This is a genomic window from Vibrio sp. 1557 (assembly GCF_033340175.1).
GTDB classification, from domain to species: domain Bacteria; phylum Pseudomonadota; class Gammaproteobacteria; order Enterobacterales; family Vibrionaceae; genus Vibrio; species Vibrio alginolyticus.
This window is the reverse complement of the sequence record NZ_JAWOVZ010000028.1, coordinates 22,845-45,491: the sequence shown is the minus strand read 5'-3', so window position 1 is coordinate 45,491 and position 22,647 is coordinate 22,845. Positions and strand designations below refer to the sequence as shown.

24 protein-coding genes are annotated in these 22,647 nt (G+C 45.0%); 5 read left to right on the top strand and 19 right to left on the bottom strand.

Annotated features, from left to right (window positions below):
- Positions 1–26 precede the first annotated feature (26 nt).
- Positions 27–242 (bottom strand): envelope stress response protein PspG, encoded by a 216-nt coding sequence (gene pspG / locus R7070_RS21825; protein ID WP_005381266.1) that lies wholly within the window; start codon positions 240–242, stop codon positions 27–29.
- A gap of 165 nt (positions 243–407) precedes the next feature.
- Entirely contained in the window at positions 408–1,388 is a 981-nt protein-coding gene (dusA, locus tag R7070_RS21820; protein WP_017821727.1) for a tRNA dihydrouridine(20/20a) synthase DusA, read from the bottom strand.
- 321 nt (positions 1,389–1,709) lie between these two features.
- Between dusA and zur the strand changes: the two genes are divergently transcribed.
- Positions 1,710–2,174, top strand: a complete 465-nt coding sequence (gene zur, locus R7070_RS21815; RefSeq protein ID WP_005381268.1) for a zinc uptake transcriptional repressor Zur — start codon at positions 1,710–1,712, stop codon at positions 2,172–2,174.
- A 9-nt stretch (positions 2,175–2,183) separates the two neighbouring features.
- Positions 2,184–2,645, top strand: a complete 462-nt coding sequence (locus R7070_RS21810; protein WP_005381269.1) for a chemotaxis protein CheX — start codon at positions 2,184–2,186, stop codon at positions 2,643–2,645.
- 98 nt (positions 2,646–2,743) lie between these two features.
- Here R7070_RS21810 and pgi read toward each other — a convergent pair whose 3' ends face one another.
- Positions 2,744–4,396 carry a glucose-6-phosphate isomerase gene (gene pgi / locus R7070_RS21805; protein WP_005381270.1) on the bottom strand — a complete coding sequence of 551 codons (1,653 nt, stop codon included), beginning with the start codon at positions 4,394–4,396 and terminating at the stop codon, positions 2,744–2,746.
- 305 nt (positions 4,397–4,701) lie between these two features.
- On the opposite strand from pgi, the gene R7070_RS21800 reads away from it, so the two are divergent.
- Positions 4,702–5,121, top strand: a complete 420-nt coding sequence (locus R7070_RS21800) for a secondary thiamine-phosphate synthase enzyme YjbQ (RefSeq protein ID WP_005381271.1) — start codon at positions 4,702–4,704, stop codon at positions 5,119–5,121.
- A gap of 38 nt (positions 5,122–5,159) precedes the next feature.
- Here the strand turns inward: R7070_RS21800 and alr are convergent, their stop codons facing one another.
- A complete protein-coding gene (gene alr / locus R7070_RS21795; RefSeq protein ID WP_031780779.1) occupies positions 5,160–6,236 on the bottom strand; it encodes an alanine racemase in 1,077 nt (358 codons plus the stop codon).
- 13 nt (positions 6,237–6,249) lie between these two features.
- A complete protein-coding gene (locus R7070_RS21790; protein ID WP_005382759.1) occupies positions 6,250–7,650 on the bottom strand; it encodes a replicative DNA helicase in 1,401 nt (466 codons plus the stop codon).
- 221 nt (positions 7,651–7,871) lie between these two features.
- On the opposite strand from R7070_RS21790, the gene R7070_RS21785 reads away from it, so the two are divergent.
- Entirely contained in the window at positions 7,872–8,636 is a 765-nt protein-coding gene (locus tag R7070_RS21785) for a DUF481 domain-containing protein (protein ID WP_005381276.1), read from the top strand.
- 77 nt (positions 8,637–8,713) lie between these two features.
- Here the strand turns inward: R7070_RS21785 and rplI are convergent, their stop codons facing one another.
- The 14 genes from rplI to pilM form a co-directional block, all read right to left on the bottom strand.
- On the bottom strand, positions 8,714–9,166 hold the full coding sequence (rplI, locus tag R7070_RS21780) for a 50S ribosomal protein L9 (protein ID WP_005381278.1): 453 nt from the start codon (positions 9,164–9,166) through the stop codon (positions 8,714–8,716).
- Positions 9,167–9,199: 33 nt separating this feature from the next.
- On the bottom strand, positions 9,200–9,427 hold the full coding sequence (rpsR, locus tag R7070_RS21775; RefSeq protein WP_000090472.1) for a 30S ribosomal protein S18: 228 nt from the start codon (positions 9,425–9,427) through the stop codon (positions 9,200–9,202).
- Between the two features lie 16 nt (positions 9,428–9,443).
- Positions 9,444–9,746 (bottom strand): primosomal replication protein N, encoded by a 303-nt coding sequence (gene priB, locus R7070_RS21770; RefSeq protein WP_005381298.1) that lies wholly within the window; start codon positions 9,744–9,746, stop codon positions 9,444–9,446.
- A gap of 8 nt (positions 9,747–9,754) precedes the next feature.
- Positions 9,755–10,144: a 30S ribosomal protein S6 gene (gene rpsF / locus R7070_RS21765; RefSeq protein ID WP_005381299.1), complete on the bottom strand. Its 390-nt coding sequence runs from the start codon at positions 10,142–10,144 to the stop codon at positions 9,755–9,757.
- A 244-nt stretch (positions 10,145–10,388) separates the two neighbouring features.
- Positions 10,389–11,060, bottom strand: coding sequence for a ribulose-phosphate 3-epimerase (rpe, locus tag R7070_RS21760; RefSeq protein ID WP_005381300.1), 672 nt, complete (start codon positions 11,058–11,060; stop codon positions 10,389–10,391).
- Positions 11,061–11,152: 92 nt separating this feature from the next.
- Positions 11,153–11,992 carry a Dam family site-specific DNA-(adenine-N6)-methyltransferase gene (locus R7070_RS21755; protein ID WP_213904140.1) on the bottom strand — a complete coding sequence of 280 codons (840 nt, stop codon included), beginning with the start codon at positions 11,990–11,992 and terminating at the stop codon, positions 11,153–11,155.
- Positions 11,993–12,061: 69 nt separating this feature from the next.
- Complete coding sequence (locus tag R7070_RS21750; RefSeq protein WP_256900719.1) at positions 12,062–13,573, bottom strand: SPOR domain-containing protein; 1,512 nt, start codon at positions 13,571–13,573, stop codon at positions 12,062–12,064.
- Positions 13,574–13,625: 52 nt separating this feature from the next.
- The gene (aroB, locus tag R7070_RS21745) at positions 13,626–14,726 is read right to left on the bottom strand and encodes a 3-dehydroquinate synthase (RefSeq protein ID WP_005381318.1); all 1,101 of its coding nucleotides are present in this window, start codon (positions 14,724–14,726) and stop codon (positions 13,626–13,628) included.
- A gap of 32 nt (positions 14,727–14,758) precedes the next feature.
- Positions 14,759–15,277 carry a shikimate kinase AroK gene (aroK, locus tag R7070_RS21740; RefSeq protein ID WP_005381319.1) on the bottom strand — a complete coding sequence of 173 codons (519 nt, stop codon included), beginning with the start codon at positions 15,275–15,277 and terminating at the stop codon, positions 14,759–14,761.
- A 187-nt stretch (positions 15,278–15,464) separates the two neighbouring features.
- Positions 15,465–17,210: a type IV pilus secretin PilQ gene (locus R7070_RS21735; protein ID WP_053307551.1), complete on the bottom strand. Its 1,746-nt coding sequence runs from the start codon at positions 17,208–17,210 to the stop codon at positions 15,465–15,467.
- Between the two features lie 25 nt (positions 17,211–17,235).
- Entirely contained in the window at positions 17,236–17,751 is a 516-nt protein-coding gene (locus tag R7070_RS21730) for a pilus assembly protein PilP (RefSeq protein ID WP_005382766.1), read from the bottom strand.
- The gene (locus R7070_RS21725; protein ID WP_033907305.1) at positions 17,741–18,334 is read right to left on the bottom strand and encodes a type 4a pilus biogenesis protein PilO; all 594 of its coding nucleotides are present in this window, start codon (positions 18,332–18,334) and stop codon (positions 17,741–17,743) included. The genes R7070_RS21730 and R7070_RS21725 overlap by 11 nt, the downstream gene beginning before the upstream one ends.
- On the bottom strand, positions 18,327–18,902 hold the full coding sequence (locus tag R7070_RS21720) for a PilN domain-containing protein (protein ID WP_054577259.1): 576 nt from the start codon (positions 18,900–18,902) through the stop codon (positions 18,327–18,329). The genes R7070_RS21725 and R7070_RS21720 overlap by 8 nt, the downstream gene beginning before the upstream one ends.
- The gene (gene pilM, locus R7070_RS21715) at positions 18,886–19,902 is read right to left on the bottom strand and encodes a type IV pilus biogenesis protein PilM (protein WP_017821733.1); all 1,017 of its coding nucleotides are present in this window, start codon (positions 19,900–19,902) and stop codon (positions 18,886–18,888) included. Before pilM ends, R7070_RS21720 begins: the two co-directional genes overlap by 17 nt.
- 144 nt (positions 19,903–20,046) lie before the next feature.
- Here pilM and R7070_RS21710 point away from each other — a divergent pair, with 144 nt between their 5' ends.
- Complete coding sequence (locus R7070_RS21710) at positions 20,047–22,608, top strand: penicillin-binding protein 1A (RefSeq protein WP_085570127.1); 2,562 nt, start codon at positions 20,047–20,049, stop codon at positions 22,606–22,608.
- Positions 22,609–22,647 lie beyond the last annotated feature (39 nt).

The following is a 22,647-nucleotide window of genomic DNA, read 5'->3' as shown; positions in this document are numbered from 1 at the left end:
CTCCATCAACTAAATGATGTTACTCATTATTTATAGCGGGGCTGAGCGACGTAATTCTTGAAGAACCAAATACCCAATGCAATCACGATTAACCATGGTAATAGTTTAAGTACCGCTCCAACCATTCCCAGTAAAAACATCACAACTAACGCAATACCAGTTGCTGCGAATACGGTCATCATTGTGATACCCGTAACCAACAAGGTCGCCGCGAAGACTAAAATAAAGATTAGCTCCAACATAATCACTTCTCCATTTGTTTTCAATAAACAGAGCAGTTTCCATACCAACTTACAGAAACGAAGTTAAGATTATGATTTTTAATAAGAAAAACAAAGCCAGAGGCATTTCTGCACTCTGGCTTTATCATTCTTTAGTTGGTAATTTTAGCCATTCACTGGCGAATTTTACACATTCAATTCTTTTGGAATCTTAGCTAGCGCGTCTTGCAATACTTCTAGACCAGAACCTGGTTTGTGCGCATTTTCACTGATATGACGACGCCATTGACGAGCACCGGGCATGCTTTGGAACAAACCTAACATGTGGCGGGTAATATGACCAAGGTACGCACCTTTCGCTAATTGCGCTTCAATGTATGGATACATCTCTTCAACAATTTCGCTGCGTTTCTTCACTGGAGCATTAGAGCCAAACAACTCTTGATCTACCGATGCCAGTAAATATGGGCTTTGGTATGCTTCACGACCAATCATCACACCGTCAAGATGCTGAAGATGTGCTTTTGCTTCTTCTAATGATTTCACGCCACCGTTAATCGCAATCGTTAGGTGTGAGAAGTCTTGCTTCAATTGGTAAGCGCGTGGGTAATCCAATGGTGGGATCTCACGGTTTTCTTTTGGGCTTAGACCACTTAACCATGCTTTACGTGCGTGGATAGTGAACTGCTCACAGCCACCCTTTTCTGAAACAATAGAAACGAAATCCGTTAGGAATTCGTAAGAGTCTTGATCATCAATACCAATGCGAGTCTTGACTGTTACAGGGATATCGACCACGTCTTTCATTGCTGCGACACAATCCGCAACTAACTGCGGTTCAGCCATTAGGCAAGCACCGAAGCGACCATTTTGTACGCGGTCAGATGGACACCCCACATTTAGGTTAATCTCATCGTAGCCACGCTCTTGCGCTAGCTTGGCACACGTAGCCAAATCTGCTGGGTTTGAACCACCAAGTTGAAGGGCTAACGGATGCTCTTCTTCGTTATAAGCCAGGAAATCTCCTTTTCCATGAATGATCGCACCTGTCGTCACCATTTCAGTGTACAGCAGGGTTTCTTTGGTCATTAAGCGATGGAAGTAGCGACAATGACGATCAGTCCAATCTAACATTGGTGCTACGGAGAGCCTGCAAGAATGAGTCATGATATAAACACCCGTTTTTATGTTGCCAAGGTCGAGCGCAGCAGTACGCTCAAAAAATAAGTCGGGTATTGTATACCCAAGCACCTCTGGGTGCTAGTTTCAGCGAGAATGATTTGGTTGGCTGACTAGCCAAGTGCTTAGGAATACGCAGAAGTAATACGAATCTGTCATTCGTTGATTCATTCTGTGATGATTATTCCGCCTTCACACCACCACCGACTTGCTTTAATTCATGATTTTCGTTCTGATAGTGGGTAAAATGAAGCATTTCTAAACGAACTTCGTATAGAAATGATTTATCATAGAGCACGTCCGATAGTTATGGTGAAAGGTTTGAACCCAACAATCATTGAACAAATTGAAAGTATCTGCGCAGAGCGTGGAGTACGACTGACTCCGCAACGCCGACGCGTATTTGAACTCATTTGTTCTAATCGCCGCGCCTCAAGTGCGTATGAGCTATTGGAGCAACTAAAAGAGAGTGAGCCTCAGGCTAAGCCGCCCACTGTTTATCGAGCATTAGATTTTCTCCTAGAGCAAGGCTTCATCCACCGAGTGGAATCGACAAATAGCTTTATTACTTGTTGTTCTTTCAATACTCAGCAGCACTTTTTCCAATTACTAATTTGCGATAAATGTGGTGATGTCGTTGAACTCGAAGATGAGACGCTGATATCCTTGTTAGCCGAAAACGCCGAGAAGCATGGATTCAAACTGACCAACCAAGTTATTGAAACTCATGGTGAATGCCAGGCCTGTTCCTCCGAGACGAAAGAAAAAGTATAGAAGAACGTTATGCGCGCTGAATTTGTAAACCCGTTTTTAGCTTCTTTAATGAACGTGCTAAAAACTATGGCTTCTCTTGAGCTGAAGCCACAAAAACCGCGAATCAAAAAAGATGAGATCGCACGAGGTGACGTTTCTGGTCTGATTGGTATGGTAGGCCCACAAACTCGTGGTTCAATGTCGATCACCTTTGATGAAGCACTCGCCCTAGAAATCATGCAGAACATGCTTGGTGAACGTCCAAATGGGCTCAATGAAGAAGTGACCGATATGGTGGGTGAGATCACCAACATGGTTACTGGTGGTGCGAAACGCATTCTGGCAGAAAGTGGTTTTGACTTTGATATGGCAACACCGGTTGTGGTTTCGGGCCGAGGTCATACGATTCGCCACAAGTGTGAAGGCTCAATTATTATCATGCCTTTCTCTTCCCAATGGGGAAATGCCTTTATCGAAATTTGCTTCGAATAAAAGAGAAAAATAGGTTGGCACTGGCCAACCTATTTTGTTTTTGCCTCAGGCAATAAAAAGGTCAGCATTTGCTGACCTTTTCTTTATCTATTCAAACATTAAGCTTTGAACGCTTTAAATGCGTTGATTAGACCGTTTGTTGAGCTGTCATGCGAGCTGATTTGAGACTCATCTGCAAGCTCAGGTAGGATTTGGTTAGCCAGTTGTTTACCTAGCTCCACGCCCCACTGGTCAAAGCTGAAGATATTCCAGATAACACCTTGTACGAAAATTTTGTGTTCGTACATTGCGATCAAGTTACCTAGCGTACGAGGCGTGATTTGCTTCACTAGAATAGAGTTTGTTGGACGGTTACCTTCAAACACTTTGAATGGCGCAATCGCTGCCACTTCTTCAGCATTCTTACCAACTTTCACCAACTCTTCTTTCACGGTTTCTTCATTTTTACCAAACGCTAGAGCTTCAGTTTGCGCGAAGAAGTTAGACATCAGTTTTTGGTGATGATCGCTAGCTGGGTTGTGGCTAATTGCAGGTGCAATGAAGTCACATGGGATAAGCTTAGTACCTTGGTGAATTAGCTGGTAGAACGCGTGCTGACCGTTGGTACCTGGTTCACCCCAAATGATTGGGCCAGTTTGGTAAGTTACAGCATTGCCGTCACGGTCAACGTATTTACCGTTTGATTCCATGTTGCCTTGCTGGAAGTATGCTGCAAAACGGTGCATGTATTGATCGTAAGGTAGGATAGCTTCTGACTCCGCACCGTGGAAGTTGTTGTACCAAATACCAATCAAAGCAAGAATCACTGGAATATTGCTTTCTAGATCTGTTGATACGAAGTGCTTGTCCATCTCGTGAGCACCATCAAGCAACTCAACAAAGTTGTCGAAACCTACTGCTAGTGCAATTGATAGACCGATCGCAGACCATAGTGAGTAACGGCCACCAACCCAGTCCCAGAATTCAAACATGTTCGCTGTATCGATACCAAATTCAGACACGGCTGTCGCGTTTGTTGAAAGCGCAGCAAAGTGCTTAGCCACATGAGCCTGATCACCCGCCGATTCTAGGAACCAATCACGAGCAGTGTGCGCGTTAGTCATGGTTTCTTGTGTTGTAAACGTCTTAGACGCGATCAAGAATAACGTCGTTTCTGGGTTAACTTTCTTCAACGTTTCAACGATGTGTGTACCATCAACGTTAGATACGAAGTGAAGGTTTAGATGATTTTTGTATGGCGCTAGAGCTTCCGTCACCATGTAAGGGCCAAGGTCAGAACCGCCGATACCGATGTTCACAATATCGGTAATTGCTTTGCCTGTGTAACCTTTCCATTCACCGCCGATAACGCGCTCAGTGAATGATTTCATTTTTTCTAGAACCGCGTTCACTGCTGGCATTACGTCTTCGCCATCTACCATAACTGGAGTATTAGCGCGGTTACGTAGTGCAGTGTGAAGAACAGCGCGACCTTCTGTTTGGTTGATCGCTTCACCACTGAACATCGCTTCAATTGCAGATTTCAGCTCGGTCTCTTTCGCAAGAGCAAACAGGTGCTTCAGAGTTTCCTCATTGATGAGGTTCTTTGAGTAATCGACTAGGATGTCTGAGCCGAAACGTGCAGAGTATTTGTCGAAACGCGCTGCGTCTTGAGCAAACAGCTCTTTAAGATCCATATCTTGTGCAGATTCGAAATGCGCCGTTAGCGCTTTCCAAGCTTGTGTTTGCGTTGGATTGATATTTTTCAACATGGTCTTTATCCCGATGTTACAGTAGGTTCCATTCCTTACAGTCTAGCGAAAACTGTGGAATCCCCGATTTAGCAAATAGAATATAAATTAGATGTTTGGGCAAATTGCCACAAAACAAGTCTTTGTAATTTTTTTTCAGGCGCCAATTATGACCGAGAGCTTTTACACTCACATTGAGTTAGGTCACGTTCCCTGCCCTGAAATTGAACATTCATTTACGATGACAAGAATCATATCATTTACTAATGACAGGCTCTAATTGGAATAGGATAGACGCCAATTTATAAATTTCCAAAGGAACACGTATGTGGGCACAAAAAACACTGCAATTAAAAGCGAGAAGCCGCGGTTTTCACCTGATAACTGATGAAATTGAACAACAATTACCACAAATAAACGAACTTTCAGTAGGTTTATTACACTTATTTATTCAGCACACCTCCGCCAGTTTGACCTTAAATGAGAATGCTGATCCAACCGTGCGTATGGACATGGAAGCGCACTTCAATAAGTTTGTGCCAGAGCGTGCTCCTTATTATCAGCACACCTATGAAGGTGACGACGACATGCCGGCACATATTAAAGCATCACTGCTGGGCAGTAGTGTGACGGTACCAATCCAAAATGGTCGATTAGCTTTAGGTACATGGCAGGGTATTTACTTGGGTGAGCATCGAGACTTTGGTGGCGGCCGCCGCGTTATTGCTACGATTAACGGTGAGTAGATAAAACAAAGGCTAACCTTGGGTTAGCCTTTCGTTGTTTATTTTGAGTATTCCATCTCGACGCGAGGCGTTAGCTTAGTCACGAGTTCATACGCAATCGTACCAATGTGACCCGCCACTTCTTCTACTGGGAGCTCTTTCCCCCAAAGAATCGCTTCGTCGCTGACTTTATCCGTTGCGTCTGGTCCCAAATCGACCGTCAGCATATCCATGGAAACTCGACCTGCAATAGGTACTTTACGGCCATTAACCCACACCGGCGTACCGTTTGGAGCACTTCTTGGGTAACCGTCGCCATACCCTACAGCGATGACACCAACTTTTGTATCTCGCTCACTGGTCCAAATACCACCGTAGCCAACACTTTCACCCTTCTTGACTTCACGTACCGCAATAAGGTGGGATTTAAGTGTCATAACAGGTTGATACCCAAGATCTTGCGCCGTTTTGTCATCGAATGGCGACACACCATACATGATAATACCCGGACGAACCCAATCTAAATGGCTTTGAGGCCATGCCAATAACCCCGCAGATGCCGCCAGTGAACGTTCCCCTTGGCAACCAGAAGTCAACGATTTAAACCGCTCAATCTGTTGTGGGGTAATATCGCTATCCAGCTCATCTGCACAGCCAAAGTGGCTCATGTAACGCAACGGTTTCGCTACATTTGGACACTCCTTCAGCCGCGTTACAAACTCGTCATATTGTTCAGGACGAACCCCAAGGCGGTGCATGCCACTGTCAATCTTCAGCCACACGACAACCGGAGTTTCAAGGTCTGCTTGCTCCAAGGCGATAAGCTGCTCTTCACAGTGCACCACAGTTTGGATGTTGTTCGTCACAAGAACAGGTAAGTCACCAGGAGAGTAAAAACCTTCTAGCAATAGAATCGGCTTTACTACTCCACAAGCGCGCAGTTGCAATGCTTCTTCAATACGAGCCACGCCAAACGCATCCGCATGGTTAGCATGTTTTGCGACATGACGTAATCCGTGACCATAACCATTGGCCTTGACGACAGCCATCACTTTACTTTGTGGCGCTTGAGCTTTTACGCGCTGTAAGTTGTGCTGCAACGCAGACAAATCAATGCACGCCTTGGCCGCTTTCATATAACTCATGGAATTACTCATCATCAATATCGAATGCAGGACCCGCGTAGTTGTCGAAACGCGAATGTTGACCTTGGAAAGTGAGGCGAACAGAGCCGATAGGACCGTTACGCTGTTTACCAATAATGATTTCGGCCGTACCTTTGTACGGACTATCTGGGTGATAAACCTCATCACGGTAGATGAACATGATCAAGTCGGCATCCTGCTCGATGGAACCGGATTCACGCAAGTCCGAGTTTACTGGTCGTTTATCCGCACGTTGCTCTAGGGAACGGTTTAGCTGCGACAGTGCCACAACAGGCACATTTAGCTCTTTTGCCAGCGCCTTAAGAGAGCGAGAGATCTCAGCAATCTCAAGAGTACGGTTATCGGTTAACGAAGGCACGCGCATCAACTGAAGGTAGTCGACCATGATCATCGATAGACCGCCATGTTCACGAGCGATACGGCGAGCGCGCGAACGCACTTCGGTCGGAGTTAGACCAGAGCTATCATCAATGTACATATTTTTCTTCTGCATCAGGATACCCATAGTAGAAGAAATACGCGCCCAATCTTCGTCATCTAGCTGACCCGTACGGATCTTGGTTTGGTCTACACGAGACAAAGAGGCCAACATACGCATCATCAACTGTTCAGCTGGCATCTCTAACGAGAAAATAAGTACGGGCTTTTCTTGTTGCATGGCCGCATTTTCACACAAGTTCATCGCAAAGGTCGTTTTACCCATCGATGGACGCGCTGCGACAATCACCAAATCAGAGCCTTGCAAACCTGCGGTTTTCTTATTGAGATCTGTGAAACCGGTATCGACCCCCGTAACACCATCTTGTGGCGTTTTATACAACAACTCGATACGTTCTAACGTCTTTTCGAGGATGTTGTCGACGTTTTGTGGTCCTTCGTTTTCACTAGTTCGAGACTCGGCGATAGCAAAAACTTTACTCTCCGCCATGTCTATTAAATCTTCAGAACTGCGACCTTGAGGGTCATAGCCCGCGTCCGCAATTTCATTCGCGACACCAATAAGGCCACGAACAATCGCACGCTCAGCGACAATATCAGCATACGCATTGATGTTAGCTGCACTTGGCGTATTCTTCGCCAAGTCAGCGAGGTAAGCAAAACCGCCTACATCTTCTAACAACTCGTGACGCTCTAGATATTCCGATAAAGTAATAAGATCGAGAGGTTTACCCGCTTCAAGAATGGTTTTTACACCTTCAAAAATCAGGCGGTGTGGACGACTATAGAAATCACTGCTCACAACACGTTCGGCAACGGTGTCCCAACGTTCATTATCCAGTAAAAGACCACCAATTACTGATTGCTCGGCTTCTAGTGAGTGAGGTGGCACTTTAATTGCGTCGACCTGACTGTCTGAAGGTTTGCGATTTCTGTTTTCCGCCATGACTTTGCTCGATAACTACTATTGACCCACGATTATAACCTTAACCTAACTGAGATGCTTCCCCGAAGCGACAATTACTTGTTAAGAAATCATCATGTGAACCACCCGGGTAATAGCCTGGTTCTTCCGCCTAGCTCTAATAAAAATTAACCTACCATTGACCCAACCAAATATCTGTATCAGTATCATGCCCCTCCTTTTTGATTACGTTCGAGGTTGATGTGTCCCGATACTGGTTACTTAGCTTTAGCCTACTGTGCGCTAGTGCATCGTATGCTGACGAATCAGTACAGCCAGAGCAAAATATTGATGTACCCGACCCACTAAAAACCGAGGTGGAGTTCGGCTATCAAGCTCACACAGGTAACACGGACTCTCGTTCCCTGAATGCTCGTTTGAGTGCTGAATATACGTCAGGTCGACACCGTTCTAATGGTGAATGGAAGTACTACAACTTGTACAAAGACGGTGAAGAAGACAAACGCTCATCCACCTACTCCCTACAGAGTGACTACAAGTTAGGCCCTAAGACATATTTGTATGGCAGCTTTAAAGGAGTGGATTCTCGCTACAGTGCTTATTTTAAAGACTATACGTTGTCAGGTGGTTTGGGTTACCAGTTCTCCTACACTGAGAACTTCATTTTAGAGGTAGAGGTAGGCCCTGGTTTTCGCTATCAAGAGCCAAACTTAGACGAAATAGATGATGACGATATTGTCTTTCCCGATATCGTTAGAGAAGGCATTTTTCGAGGAAATATCAACACAACTTGGCATGCGTTGGATAATTTAAGTTTCGCAGCTGATATTACGTTGGTAACAGGTAGAAGTAACACACGTACTGATAGTGAACTCAGTGTAACCAATGATATTACTGAAGATATTGCACTGAAACTGGCGCACTCTCGTCAGTATCACGATAAAGTGCCTGAAGGCTTAAGCAAAGCAGACAGCGTATTTTCCGTTAATTTACTTTTCGCTTTTTAACCCTTTTTCTCTCAGTTTTAGAAATAAAAAAAGCACCTCCAAGGAGGTGCTTTTTAGTATTTCGTCTTGATACTGAATTACTCAGCAGCAACAACTTGTAGGTTCACAGTTGCGAAAACTTCAGAGTGAAGTTGAACGCTGATCTCGAACTCACCAGTTGTACGTAGAGCACCTTCAGGAAGGCGAACTTCGCTCTTAGCAACTTCAACGCCTGCAGCTGTGATAGCGTCAGCGATGTCACGAGTACCGATAGAACCGAATAGTTTGCCTTCGTCACCAGCTTTAGAAGCGATAACTACAGCTTCTAGAGCGTTAACTTTCTCTGCGCGAGCTTCTGCAGCAGCTAGTTGCTCAGCAACTTTAGCTTCTAGTTCAGCACGACGAGCTTCAAACATTTCAACGTTAGCTTTAGTTGCCATAACTGCTTTACCTTGTGGGATAAGGAAGTTACGAGCGTAGCCAGATTTAACGTTTGCAGTATCGCCAAGACCACCTAGGTTACCAATTTTATCAAGTAGAATAACTTGCATTGCTTAATCCTCTTTCTTAATAAAATGAACCGATTACTGATGCTTGTCAGTGTACGGTAGTAGAGCTAGGTAGCGTGAACGCTTGATAGCACGTGCTAGTTGACGCTGGTACTTAGCGCTTGTACCAGTGATACGGCTAGGTACGATTTTACCAGCTTCAGTGATGTAGTTTTTAAGAGTTGCTACGTCTTTGTAATCAATCTCTTGTACGCCTTCTGCAGTGAAACGGCAGAATTTACGACGACGGAAGAAACGAGCCATGGGCTATCTCCTGATCTTAAATTTGAGTAATGTTGTCGGCGTGTAACACTAATTTTCCCACGCCATTTCGGCCGGTTTGATAAGTGACAAAACCACTTACCTTAATGTTACTGCCTTGAACTAAATTCTGAGTTAGTGCTTGTGACCCAAGCCCGCTGACGACTACCGGCATACGACAATAAACTTGTCGAGGTAAGTCAGCTTCGATAATAGTAGAGCGATGCTCCAGCCAAAACCGACAGTGTTCAATGCCACCAGGGCTTTTACTACGAATGGGCGGTTTGGCAATGGTGCCGCTCAGCTCCATTCGATTGGCCATAAGAAAACTTACTCAGCAGCTTCTGACTTAGCTTCAGGCTTAGCTTCAGAACGCTCTTCACGACGTGGAGCACGCTCTTCTTTTTGCTTAAGCATGATAGATTGCTCAGTGATCGCTGCTTTAGTACGCATGATCATGTTACGTAGAACTGCATCGTTGAAACGGAAAGCAGTTTCTAGCTCATCAATTACAGCTTGGTCAGCTTCAACGTTCATAAGAACGTAGTGAGCTTTGTGAAGCTTGTTGATTGGGTAAGCCAGTTGACGACGGCCCCAGTCTTCTAGACGGTGGATTTTACCGCCAGCTTCGGTGATTGAACCAGTGTAACGCTCGATCATGCCAGCAACTTGCTCGCTTTGATCTGGGTGCACCATGAATACGATTTCGTAATGACGCATTGGTTGCTCCTTACGGATTATTCAGCTTCCACAAATGGCTCAGTCGTCCAGAGGAAGCAAGGAACTAAAGATAATTGACTGAGTTTAAGGAGCACGAATAGTACAGAAAGGGCGTAAAATAGGCAAGTGATTATTTGCTCATCGCAGCGGATATTTAATTTCTTCTAATACTAGAAAACACAAAGGCTGCCAACAACATGGCAGCCTTTAAAATCAGTGTGTTATTGCGCTGGCTTATCGGTGCTTATTTAACTTCAGCCAGTTCAGCGCGCATTTGATCGATCACTTGTTTGTAATCTGGCTCACCGAAAATCGCCGAGCCTGCGACAAACATGTCTGCGCCCGCTTCTGCAATTTCACGAATGTTGTCAACCTTCACACCGCCATCGATTTCTAAGCGGATATCACGACCAGACTCGTCAATCATCTTACGAACGGCACGCAGTTTATCTAGTGTATGAGGAATGAATGATTGACCACCAAAACCAGGGTTTACCGACATCAGTAGAATCATGTCGACTTTATCCATAATAAACTCAAGACTTGCAAGTGGCGTTGCTGGGTTTAGTACCACACCAGCCTGACAGCCGTGCTCTTTAATTAACTGCAGTGTACGGTCTACATGATCAGAAGCTTCTACATGGAACGTAATCATCGACGCACCCGCTTTTGCGAAATCAGGAATAATACGGTCAACGGGTTTCACCATTAGGTGAACATCGATTGGCGCCGTGATGCCATAATCGCGTAGCGCTTTACACACAGGCGCACCAAAAGTCAGGTTTGGTACATAGTGGTTATCCATAACGTCGAAATGCACCACATCCGCACCCGCTGCGAGTACTTTTTCTACATCTTCACCGAGACGAGCAAAATCTGCCGATAAAATGGATGGAGCAATAAGAAAATCTTTCATACCTGACCTCAGTAGTAATGAGCAAACAATCTGCGCGCAATTCTACCGAAGCCAGTGGGGAGATCCACTATTTAGATATAATAGTGTGAGAATTAAGAGTTTGATTTATCCATGTCTGGGGCATGAAAAAGCGCAAGTAGCTCATCAACTTTATTACGACCGTTACCATTACGGCTAATGGTACGCTTTACTTTTACCACATTAAGATCCGCACCGTGATACAACCGACGTGTCAAGGTAGTGTCGTGGTTAGAAATCAACACAGGAATGCCACGTTCAGTCGCTGTTCTTTCAGCAATGTCGGCTAATGCAGCTTGGTCGTCCAACGTGAAACCATTACCTGCGTATGAGGTGAAATTTGCCGTATTTGAAAGCGGCGCATAAGGTGGATCGCAATACACGACGCTCCCTTTGCGCGCACGACGAAATGTTTCAGGATAACCTTCACAAACGAACGTAGCTTTTGTGGCTTTTTCTGCAAAAAACTCCAGTTCCGCCTCAGGGAAATACGGCTTTTTGTAAGAGCCAAACGGTACATTGAAGCCACCTTTTTTGTTGTAACGGCATAGGCCATTAAAACCAAAGCGGTTCATATACAAAAACGCTAAAGAGCGGTACATCACGTCATCGGTTTTATTAAATTCAGCGCGAATGTGTAGGTAGGCTTCTTTGCGGTTGTTCTCAGCGACAAACCAACGCTTCGCTTCAGAGATATACTCTTCAGGGCGTTCTTTCAGCAGGTTGTACAGATTGATCAAATCTGGATTGATATCTGCAAGTAGATAATGGTCATAATCGGTATTCAGAAACACTGAGCCCGCACCAACAAAAGGTTCAACTAGCTTTCGAGCCGGCGGCAAATGACGTTGGATGTCTTCAACCAGTCCGTATTTTCCTCCTGCCCATTTAAGAAAGGCTCGTTGCTTTTTCATCTACTGCTCTATCTATCGACCAAAAATTAAGGCTGCGGAATGTAACATATTTTTCAGGGAAGCTCAGGTTTATTTCACTCGTTCAATTTCACGGTGAACCTGACGGAGTGATTTTGCCCAAGGACTCACCGACTTAACCGAATCTGGCAAGCTTGCGACGGCATCACGAGCCATTTGAATTGTCGGATAATCTTGATATGTGATGATATACCACTCGGTGTCATTACGAACGGTAGGATAAATTCGCACTTGATTATTCAGTTGATGCTCATTGAGAAAGGATTGTACATCTTCCATTGAGGTCATAGCTGCGAGTTGTAAAGTATAAGCTCTTGGCGATAGCGCTTTTAGTTCTTCACGAGCAAATGAAAACTTCACAACAGGTTGGTTTGCCTCACCCTCTTCTGACTGAGCAGGTGCTTGCGTCATATCTTGATTCGGTTTTACGACTTTAATCAAAGGGGAGCTAGTTTCATCGGCGGTTTCTGTCTTCTCAGTACCTACGACATCATCAATCGCTTTTGTGTCTGCTGAATCAGCTTTACCTTCAAGCAATGCATCGACCACATTCGACTCAATCACCACTCTTTGTTGATTGTCATCACTGCCTACGCTCGCTACTTCTTCTGTCACAGCGGGCGGTAATGAATCAGAATCATCAACCGCACCAGACTTATCAAGACTGCTAGAGCCATCGGTTACAGGTTGCAGTGAAGACTGCGCTGCACTGACTCCTGACTCTTCAAAAGTTGGAATAGCCGTTTGCTCTAAACTGCCAGCAATTTGCTGCGCTTTATCATCAGGACTTGGTTGACTAAGCATCCACCAATAGCCACCAGCAGCAAGCAACAGTAAGACTAATACCACCAACGCAATATTCAGGGGTGAACCGACAATCGAGCGGATAATGATCCTTTTTTCCACTTTCATCTCTCCTAACGCCATGATGTCACCCGGTACTGGGTCGACTTTTTTAAATGCATCTCGAACCCGTTTCTCAGACTCATCATCGACGTAGCGCGCAACAAGTGACTCAAAGAAACGACGAGCTTCCACTTCGGACAACATATCAATATCAAGCTCAACAGGCTTTATCTCTTGTCCATAACTGAGACGTGCTAGCAAACCTTCTAAACGTCCAGACTGTGTAAACAGTAAGACATTGATGGTCCAATTTGGCTTATGGTGCGCCTCTAAGACCAGCATCCAAAGCTCAGAGATAAGTGTCTCACTCAATAAATGCGCATCATCTACAACAATTGCAATGTCACACGGCTCATCACCTAAAAGCCTTTCAAGGCTATCAAGTAAAGGCTCTTGCTGATTAAACAATGCGTCCGAAACTAGTTGACTCAAAATAAGGACGCGATGCTGCACATCGTCTTGATTAGAATGACAAAGTAACAAACATTGATTCTTGTTACTGGCACCCACTTCAAGGTATCGCTGCGCTAACCAAGATTTCCCGTACCCATCATGACCATTAATCGCAATGAGATTGGAACCAAAGTTAGTCAGTAGACCTAATCTATCAAGCAACTCGATTTGAGAACCTAATTCCAGTACGTGAGCAACACTCATCTAATAACCTTAATACACTACAAGAATGACGCCCAAAGGCGCCATTACAAGGTTAAATATCGCGACCGAAGTCTATTGCCTGTTTGAGTACGTCTTGTGTCGTATCAGCAATTACCTCGGCAGTGCCAATACCTGTAGGCAAAACCAATCGTAATTGACCAGAGAGGACTTTCTTATCTCGCATCATGTGCTTGATGAAGTCATCGAAATTCATACTGTCTGGAGTATGCACAGGCAGTTTTGCACGACGCAAAATCGCAACAATACGCTCAAATTGCTCTTCCGAGATCAGACCGCGTAGATGCGACGTTTTGGCCGCCATAACAGTGCCGGAAGATACCGCTTCACCATGCAGCCAATTGCCATAGCCAAGTTCCGCTTCAATCGCATGACCAAAGGTGTGACCTAAGTTAAGCAAAGCACGGATGCCCGACTCTTTCTCATCCTGAGCCACCACTTCCGCTTTTATTTCACAGCAACGTGCGATCGCATAAGTTAGTGCTTCTTCATCCAACGCATACAAGCGCTCAAGATTGTCTTCTAACCATACAAAAAAATCTGCATCGTAAATAATGCCGTACTTAATGACTTCGGCGATACCCGCAGCGAACTCACGTTCAGGCAACGTCGACAGGCAGTTGGTATCAATGATCACGGCTTTAGGTTGGTAAAACGCACCTATCATGTTCTTACCCAACGGATGGTTAACCGCGGTTTTTCCACCAACCGAAGAGTCCACTTGGGATAGTAATGTGGTCGGTATTTGAATAAAGTCGACCCCACGCTGGTAACAGGCAGACGCAAAACCCACAAGGTCGCCAATAACACCACCACCTAACGCGATGATCACAACATCACGAGCATAACTCCCTTCCAGTAAGAAGTTCATTACTTGATTAAATACATCCAAGTTTTTGTACTGTTCACCGTCAGGCAATTCTAACAAGGATGCACTACAACCGAGCTGCTCGAGTTGCTTTAAAATTTTGTCTGCATACAAAGGCGCCACTGTGACATTACTGATCACAACAACTTTTTGTTTTGCATTTTTGTTTGAGAGAACTTGAGAGAGGTACGCCGGGTCCTCAAATAACCCGGCGCCAATAGAGATTGGGTAGCTACGCTCAGCTAGGTTGACCGTAATCCGTTCCATCGGTTTGCTCCAATTAAAAAAAAGATAAAGACTTATCTCTCTTCTAGCATTTTTACGATCTGGTTGGCTACCACTTTTGCACTTTGATCGTCAGTGCGAACAGTGTAATCCGCTACTTCTTCATATAAAGGATTACGTTCTTCAGCTAATTGCTCCAATACTTCGCGAGGGTTATCCGTTTGAAGTAAAGGACGCTTCTTGTCGCGGTTTGTACGCGCAAGTTGCTTTTCAATCGTCGTTTCTAAGTAAACAACAACACCACGTGCCGAAAGACGATTGCGGTTTTCTTTGCTCTTAACAGAGCCACCGCCAGTCGCAAGCACGATGCCTTGCTCTTGTGTTAGGTCTTCAAGTACCGCTTCTTCACGCTTGCGGAAGCCTTCTTCACCTTCTACATCAAAAACCCAAGAGATGTCTGCACCAGTGCGTTCTTCGATCACTGTATCGGAGTCAACAAACTCCATATGCAGTTGCTGTGCTAGATGTCTACCAATTGTACTTTTGCCGGCGCCCATTGGGCCAACAAGGAAAATATTACGTTTCTCAGCCATGTTTAGCAGTAATTTACAACATTGATTCAATAAGATCGCCACAAGAAAACACAGCTAAACTGCTGTTCTACAAGGCTTGTGGCACCAGTTCCTCACAGATAATTCGTGATAAGACCCGAAATTATCCAAGCATGGTGCCACTATTGCAACTTTATTTTTGATTTAATCAGTTTTTCCCGAGACAGAACTACTGAATCACCACCTTAGGCGTGACGAAAATTAACAGCTCACTTTTGCCAACATTCTCATAACTTCGACGAAAAAGAGCACCTAATAGCGGCAGGTCGCCCAACAAAGGCACTTTGTCCACCGAGTTAGTAATGCTGTGCTGAAAAATACCACCAAGAACGACCGTTTCACCGTTATTCACTAACACTTGCGTCCCGATACGTTGAGTATCAATCGCAACAGCTTCACCAGTGCCGGTCTTCACTACTTGTCCAGGTCTATCTTGCGTGACACTTAAATCCAATACTAAGCGGTTATCCGGTGTGATTTGCGGGGTTACCTTCAAACTTAATACCGCCTTTTTGAACGTCACCGTCGTTGCACCACTTGATGATGACTCTAGGTAAGGAATCTCTGTACCTTGTTCGATATAGGCAGGTTTCTTATTGGTAGTGATCAAACGTGGGCTCGAGATAATCTCAGCTTTAGACTCTTGTTGCAGAGCAGAAAGCTCAAGATCCAACAAGGTGTCTGAACCTAACTTTGCGACCTGAAAAGCAATGCTGGTCGCATTCGGACTGGTTGCAGCTAAGTTTACATTTAGGAAGTCATCGATCCCCACTCCATCACCGTCACCACCGTCGTCGCCCCCTTCTCCATTATAGAGACCGATCGTGGCAAGGTTGTTCTCAATAGAACCGCCCACTGTATTACTGCCATTAATAGACGTAAAACCCCAACGAATCCCTAACTCATCCATGTTACCTTCATTGATGGTCACAATACGCGCCTCAATTTGAACCTGTTTAACTGGAATATCCAAAGACTCAATAATTTCTCGAATCACCTCGATGTTTTCAGGTAACTCTCTAATCAATAACGAGTTAGTTCGCTCATCAATGGTCATACTGCCGCGCTCTGACAGCATGCTGATATTTCCTTCACCATTGATCATCTCCGCAATGTCTGATGCTTTAGCAAAATTAACTTTGATGATTTCAGATGAAAGCTCTCCCATTTCTTCCGTCAGTTTTTGTTTTTCTAACTGCTGCTTCTCACGCAAGTCCAGCTCATCAGTCGGAGCAACTAAAATCACGTTGCCATCAACACGCTTATCTAACCCCTTAACTTGCAATATAATATCCAGCACTTGCTGCCAAGGGACACCATCAAGACGAAGCGTGAGGTTGCCTTCCACAGAGTCGGAGACAACCAAATTGAATTGGTTGTAATCAGCAATAAGCTGCAAGACGTTTCGCACAGGAATATCTTGGAAGTTAATCGAAATAAGCTTACCTTCTCTTTCTAAAATGCTTTTATCTGGGGCTTTCTCATTAGGTTTGATCTTCGCTACTTTGATTTCCAAAAAACGCCCCGTTAAACGGTAATCATGCTTGTATTCTTCATTGATGTGCGCAACCAAGCGCGTCGTCGAGGTGTCGCGAAACACTTCTACGCTCTCAACCACAGTCGAAAAGTCTTTCACGTCTAGGAGATACAATTGCTCGTCTTTTACTGAAGTGTTAAGCAAATCGATACTTAACCCTTCCTGTACACGCTTGATATCTACAATCGCGGCCGGTGACGCCAATTCGACGACAATCACCGCGTCTTTATCTTTATTAGTTCGAAAGTCGATACTTTTTAGGGCATTGGACGAAACTTCTTCAGCTGCCGCTAAAGGGGCTAAAAATACAAACAACCATAAGGAGAAGAGCCCAGTAAGTATCCTTGGTGTACGTGTTAATCCTTGTCTCATTTTCATTACTCAATATCAAAAATAAATGGGGCTATCTCAAAGCCAACTTAACTTTACGTTTTTGCCAACATCCTAAGCCGTCGGGCAACGTTTCATTAATCAACAAGTAGGAGTGGCTGACATGGGTCACTTTGCCATTATTGCGTCCGAGGTATTGACCCGGCTTAACTTTATAGACGGTGCCATTGGGAGCCTGAACAAGGCCAGAAACCGTGTTATCCATGCCCATGACACCTTTCAAACGTAATTGGCTTAATGGGAATTTTTCTAATTTACCAGTTCGCCTTCTTGAGGGCGGTTGCCAACAATCTTTTCTTGCAACTGGCTGAGTCGCGATAGTGGCTTCTTTGGGTAATTCAAAGGGTGCACGCTGTACTTCCGGTGCGTACGTGACTGCAACATATTTGTCTGCGGGCTTAAGCTTCTCGACCTCTCGACGCGCCTGTGTTTCCACTCCTCGAATAAAATCCGTCAATGATTCATCATTCGCCTGGCAACCCATCAATAGAGAACCCATCAGTACCAGCAACAAAGACTTACTTGTCATTTTTCGTCTCCTCCGGCTTAAACTGATAGGTGTTAGCGCGCACCCGAAAGTGCAGGGTTTCACTCTCTTGGCTGACACGTTGCCAAGTCACATCTTTAAACGTGATGATTCGAGGTAGCGTCGCTATCGCCTGAGAAAAATGGCCGATGTCATGAAAGTCGCCCGTTAACTCTATGTTTAAAGGAAGACGATAAAGGAAGTGCTCTGATTGTTTTTCGCCCCAGTCGATTCGGGTGAAAGTCAGCTTATTGTCGATGCCAAGCTCATTCACTGAAGCGAGCATTGTAGCCAGCTCTTTTTGCGCAGGCAGTTGTTGCAGTAATAACTCGTAACGAGTGGTAAGTTCATCCAATTGAGATTGAAGCTGAGGCAACGCTGCCACTTTGTTCGCTTTGATCTTCAATGCCACCTTGAGTGTCTGCTCCTGCTGGATCAAGTGATTCAACTGTTCTTCTTTCGGTTTAAGGTAAAACCAATAACCTAAGCCTTGAATCGCCATGATCAGAAGCGCGATTACTACAATCTGGGGCAACAATGGCCACTCGGCCATTTCATCTATTTCGAGATCCTGCCAATCAACCACGTTGAGCCTCCAATTTCTTCTCCGTTACTTTGAACATGAAAGACACTTTGAATGTTTGAAACTCTTTCCCAAAACGGGCTTTGCCGTGAACGATGGAATGCATTTCTACGTCGTTCAACTTGGCCGAGCGCTCCATGTTGTCCAGCATCGTGGCAAGTTTTGGAGTGCTATCTGAGATCCCAGAGATCTCAATTTCCAGATCATTCATTTTGATCTTGTCGACATATACACCTTCAGGGATAACGGCAGGCATTAAGTTCATGAACTCGGTCGTTTTGTTTCGTCCGTTTTGTAAACCTTCAACGACCTTTAGACGTTCGAGGATTTTGCTGTGCTCTTGCTCTGCAATTTTCATTGCTTCAATACGCTGGTCGAGTTCGGCAATGTAGTGAGTGAGGTAATCGAGCCGATCCTGTTGTTGATCTTGTTGGTACTCAAAAAACTTTCCAATACCCCACTGGATGCCAACAGCGACCAACATGCCTAATGCGACCAAACTGATGAAACGACGTCGGTGCTCTTCTCTTTGATTCTCTCGCCAAGGAAGTAAATTAATGCGATAAAGCACGGGCGCCTCCTAGCCAATGAATGCCACGAACGGCCAGTCCGGCTGCTGTTGAGAAATGCTGCCAATCCACAGCACGACGCTTACGCTTAGACACCTTCATCTCAAATAGCCCTAGCGGATTTAGCAATTCACACTCTAACGACAATTGTTGAGACAACTCCTCTGCGAGCATGGGAGTGGAGGCCCCTTCCCCTGATAACCAGATACCCTTGATGTTTTGTGAGCCATTGATTGAGGTATAGAGCTGCATCTGGCGCTTTACTCGCTCTATGATTTGACGGTTAAACAGCTCTGTTTTCTCCTGAGCATCATCGGACAGAAAATCGACTGGAGAAGCGCTGTTTGCTCCGCGTGTGCCGTAAGCAAACTCTTTGTGAAACAGTTCACCTTGTTCGGTAAACATGGTGAAGGAGCTCGATAAGGTGCCAATATCGAGTAAGCAGTATTTGTTTTTGTCAGGAAAGCGATCGGCGGTGAGCTTCCAGATATGACCAAGGCTTTGCGAATGCACGTCCACTAAAACAGGTTTTAGTCCGGACTTTTGTAATGCATCGACTCGGCCTTCTACCACATCTTTTCTTGTCGCAAACACTTGATAGCTATCACTGCCACTCTGCCCGCCCTCAGCGCGAAGACGAACGAAGTCTAAACTCAGCTCTTCGACAGGGAATGGCGATTGATGAGAAAAGGCTTGTATCACTGCAAACTCAACTTCACTCTCTTCAAGATTTTGTTCTATTTGCAGTTTCTTGCTAATTACCGAGTTATCAGGAACTGAAATCGCAACTTTTTTAGCGCCAAAAGGCAGTTCTTTTTTTATCTGCTTGAGGGTCTTTACAATTTCTTGATGATTTATGGTGTTATTTTCAGCGACAATACCTTCCTTTAGTAATATTTCTTTGTAACCCAACAGAGCGTAATTGTTGCCTGTGGGTTTAAGTACTACGGCTTTGAGGCTGTTATGGCCTATATCGATGCCGGTAACGATTAGCTTATCCATCTCTTACTCTCGCTCCGAAATTTCTTCGTGCAAAGGTTGTTATTAGCATCCAAATAAGAGTTAATATCTCTTATGTGCTAAATTTTTGACCTAAGAGTACAAGGGTTTGCCGTTACACAGCCTCAACCAATCAGGGATTCTCCGGTGAAGTTCATAAAGCGTTTATTATTTTTAACATTGATTTGCATAATTCTTGGAGTCACCACAATATTTGGCTTCTATCAGTACGTGAAGCCTGAATTGCCAGATGTTGCAACTCTAAAAGACGTTGAATTACAAACACCTATGAAGGTGTTTAGTCAAGACGGGAAGCTGATCGCACAGTTCGGTGAAAAGCGTCGTATTCCTGTTACTTATGACGAAATTCCTCAAGACTTAATTCACGCGCTCATCGCAACCGAAGATAGCCGTTTCTACGAGCATCCCGGTATCGACCCTATCGGCATCACTCGTGCAGCTGTTGTTGTTGCGGTTTCAGGCTCGGCTAAACAGGGTGCAAGTACGATTACGCAACAGCTAGCTCGTAACTTCTTCTTATCTAATGAGAAGAAGATCATGCGTAAGATTAAAGAGATTTTTATTGCTATCCATATTGAGCAGCTTTTAAGTAAGCAAGAAATCATGGAGCTTTATGTCAATAAAATCTTCCTTGGTTACCGCTCATATGGCTTTGGTGCTGCCGCTCAAGTGTATTTTGGCAAGAGCCTTGATGAATTGACGTTAAGTGAGATTGCAACACTCGCAGGTATGCCAAAAGCGCCATCAACCATGAACCCAATTTACTCTCTTGAGCGCGCAACAAAACGCCGTAACGTTGTATTAATGCGAATGCTTGATGAGAAATACATTACACAAGAGCAGTATGACGAAGCACGCAATGAGCCTATTGTGGCGCGTTATCATAGCGCTGAGATTGAGCTTTCCGCACCTTACGTAGCAGAGTTGGCTCGTGCATGGGCAGTAAAAGAATACGGTGAAGAAGAAGCTTACACCTCTGGCTTGAATATCTACATGACTGTGGATTCTAAACTGCAAGATGCTGCAAATACGTCTGCGGTAAATAACCTCTTGTCATACGATGAACGTCATGGCTACCGTGGTGCAGAAAGTGTGCTTTGGAAAGAAGGGGAAGCGGCCTGGGACAATGAGCAAATAGAAAAGCACCTGAAGAAACAGCCAACTTATGGTGACCTTTACCCTGCGGTTGTGACGAAAGTCGATGATAAGACCGCGCAAGTATGGGTTAAGAACCATGAAGAGCAAACCATCCCTTGGACTGGAATGCACTGGGCGCGTAAGTACATTACCGATAACCGCCAAGGCTCAACACCAAAGTCAGCGCATGATGTGCTAGCGACAGGTCAACAAGTTTGGGTTCGCGAAGTAAGTGAAACCGATGAAGATGACAACAAAACACTGAGCTGGAAACTGAGCCAAGTGCCGACAGCAAACACCGCGTTTGTTGCGATGAACCCAGAAAATGGCGCGATATTGTCGCTGGTTGGTGGTTTCAACTTTGTTCACAGCAAGTTTAACCGTGCAACCATGTCAGTGCGTCAGGTTGGTTCAAGTATCAAGCCTTTCATCTACTCGGCAGCAATTGACAAAGGACTGACTCTAGCCACTTTGATTAACGATGCGCCGATTAACAAGTGGGATGCAGGTTCTGGTTCAGCTTGGCGACCAAAAAACTCACCACCAACTTATGGTGGTCCAACACGTCTTCGCCTCGGCTTAGCTCAATCAAAAAACGTCATGGCAGTGCGTACACTCCGTGAAGTTGGCCTCGAGGAGACACGTCAGTACCTTACTCGTTTCGGTTTTGATATTAACCAAGTACCACGCTCTGAGACCATCGCACTCGGAGCTGGCAGCTTAACACCAATGAAAGTGGCACAAGGTTACTCTGTGTTTGCGAACGGTGGTTATTACGTTGAACCATTCTATGTAGAACGCGTGGAAGATGCATTCGGTGAAGTACTGTTTAAAGCCAATCCAAAGAGTGTTTGTCATAAGGATTGTCCGCAAATGAGCGAGCAGCCAGAAAATCGCTACGCTGATGAATTTGGCGAACAAGACGTCGCGATTGATGGCCTTGCAACAGACAATGCCCTTGAAAATGATGAACCTCAATATGCACCGCAAGTTATCTCTGAACAGAATGCATTCTTAATGCGTGAGATGATGTACAGCAACATTTGGGGTGGCGGTAACTGGCGTGAAGGCACAGGTTGGAATGGTACAGGCTGGCGCGCGCAAAAACTTGGTCGTCGTGATATCGGGGGTAAAACGGGTACAACGAATGATTCCAAGGATGCTTGGTACAATGGCTATGGACCTGGTGTCGTTGCCATAGCTTGGGTTGGCTTTGATGATCACTCACGTGCACTTGGCCGCACCACCGTTAACAGCAACCTAGGGCAAGGCCAAATTTCTGGTGCCGAGTCGGGTGCGAAAACCGCAGAGCCTGCTTGGATTGACTTCATGCGTGTTGCGCTAGAAGGGACGCCGGAGCAAAGTAAAAATATTCCAGAGGATATTATTCGAGTTCGTATTGATCGCAACAGCGGTATGCTAACGCACAAGGTAGATAGCACATCAATGTTCGAATACTTTGAAAAAGGCACGGAGCCTACCGAATACGCTGGCGACCGTTTAGAAGATAGTATTTATTCTTCAGGTTCTGGCGCAGAAGAACTGTTCTAAATCACAAAAGCACAAGGGAGAGCATCAAGCTCTCCCTTT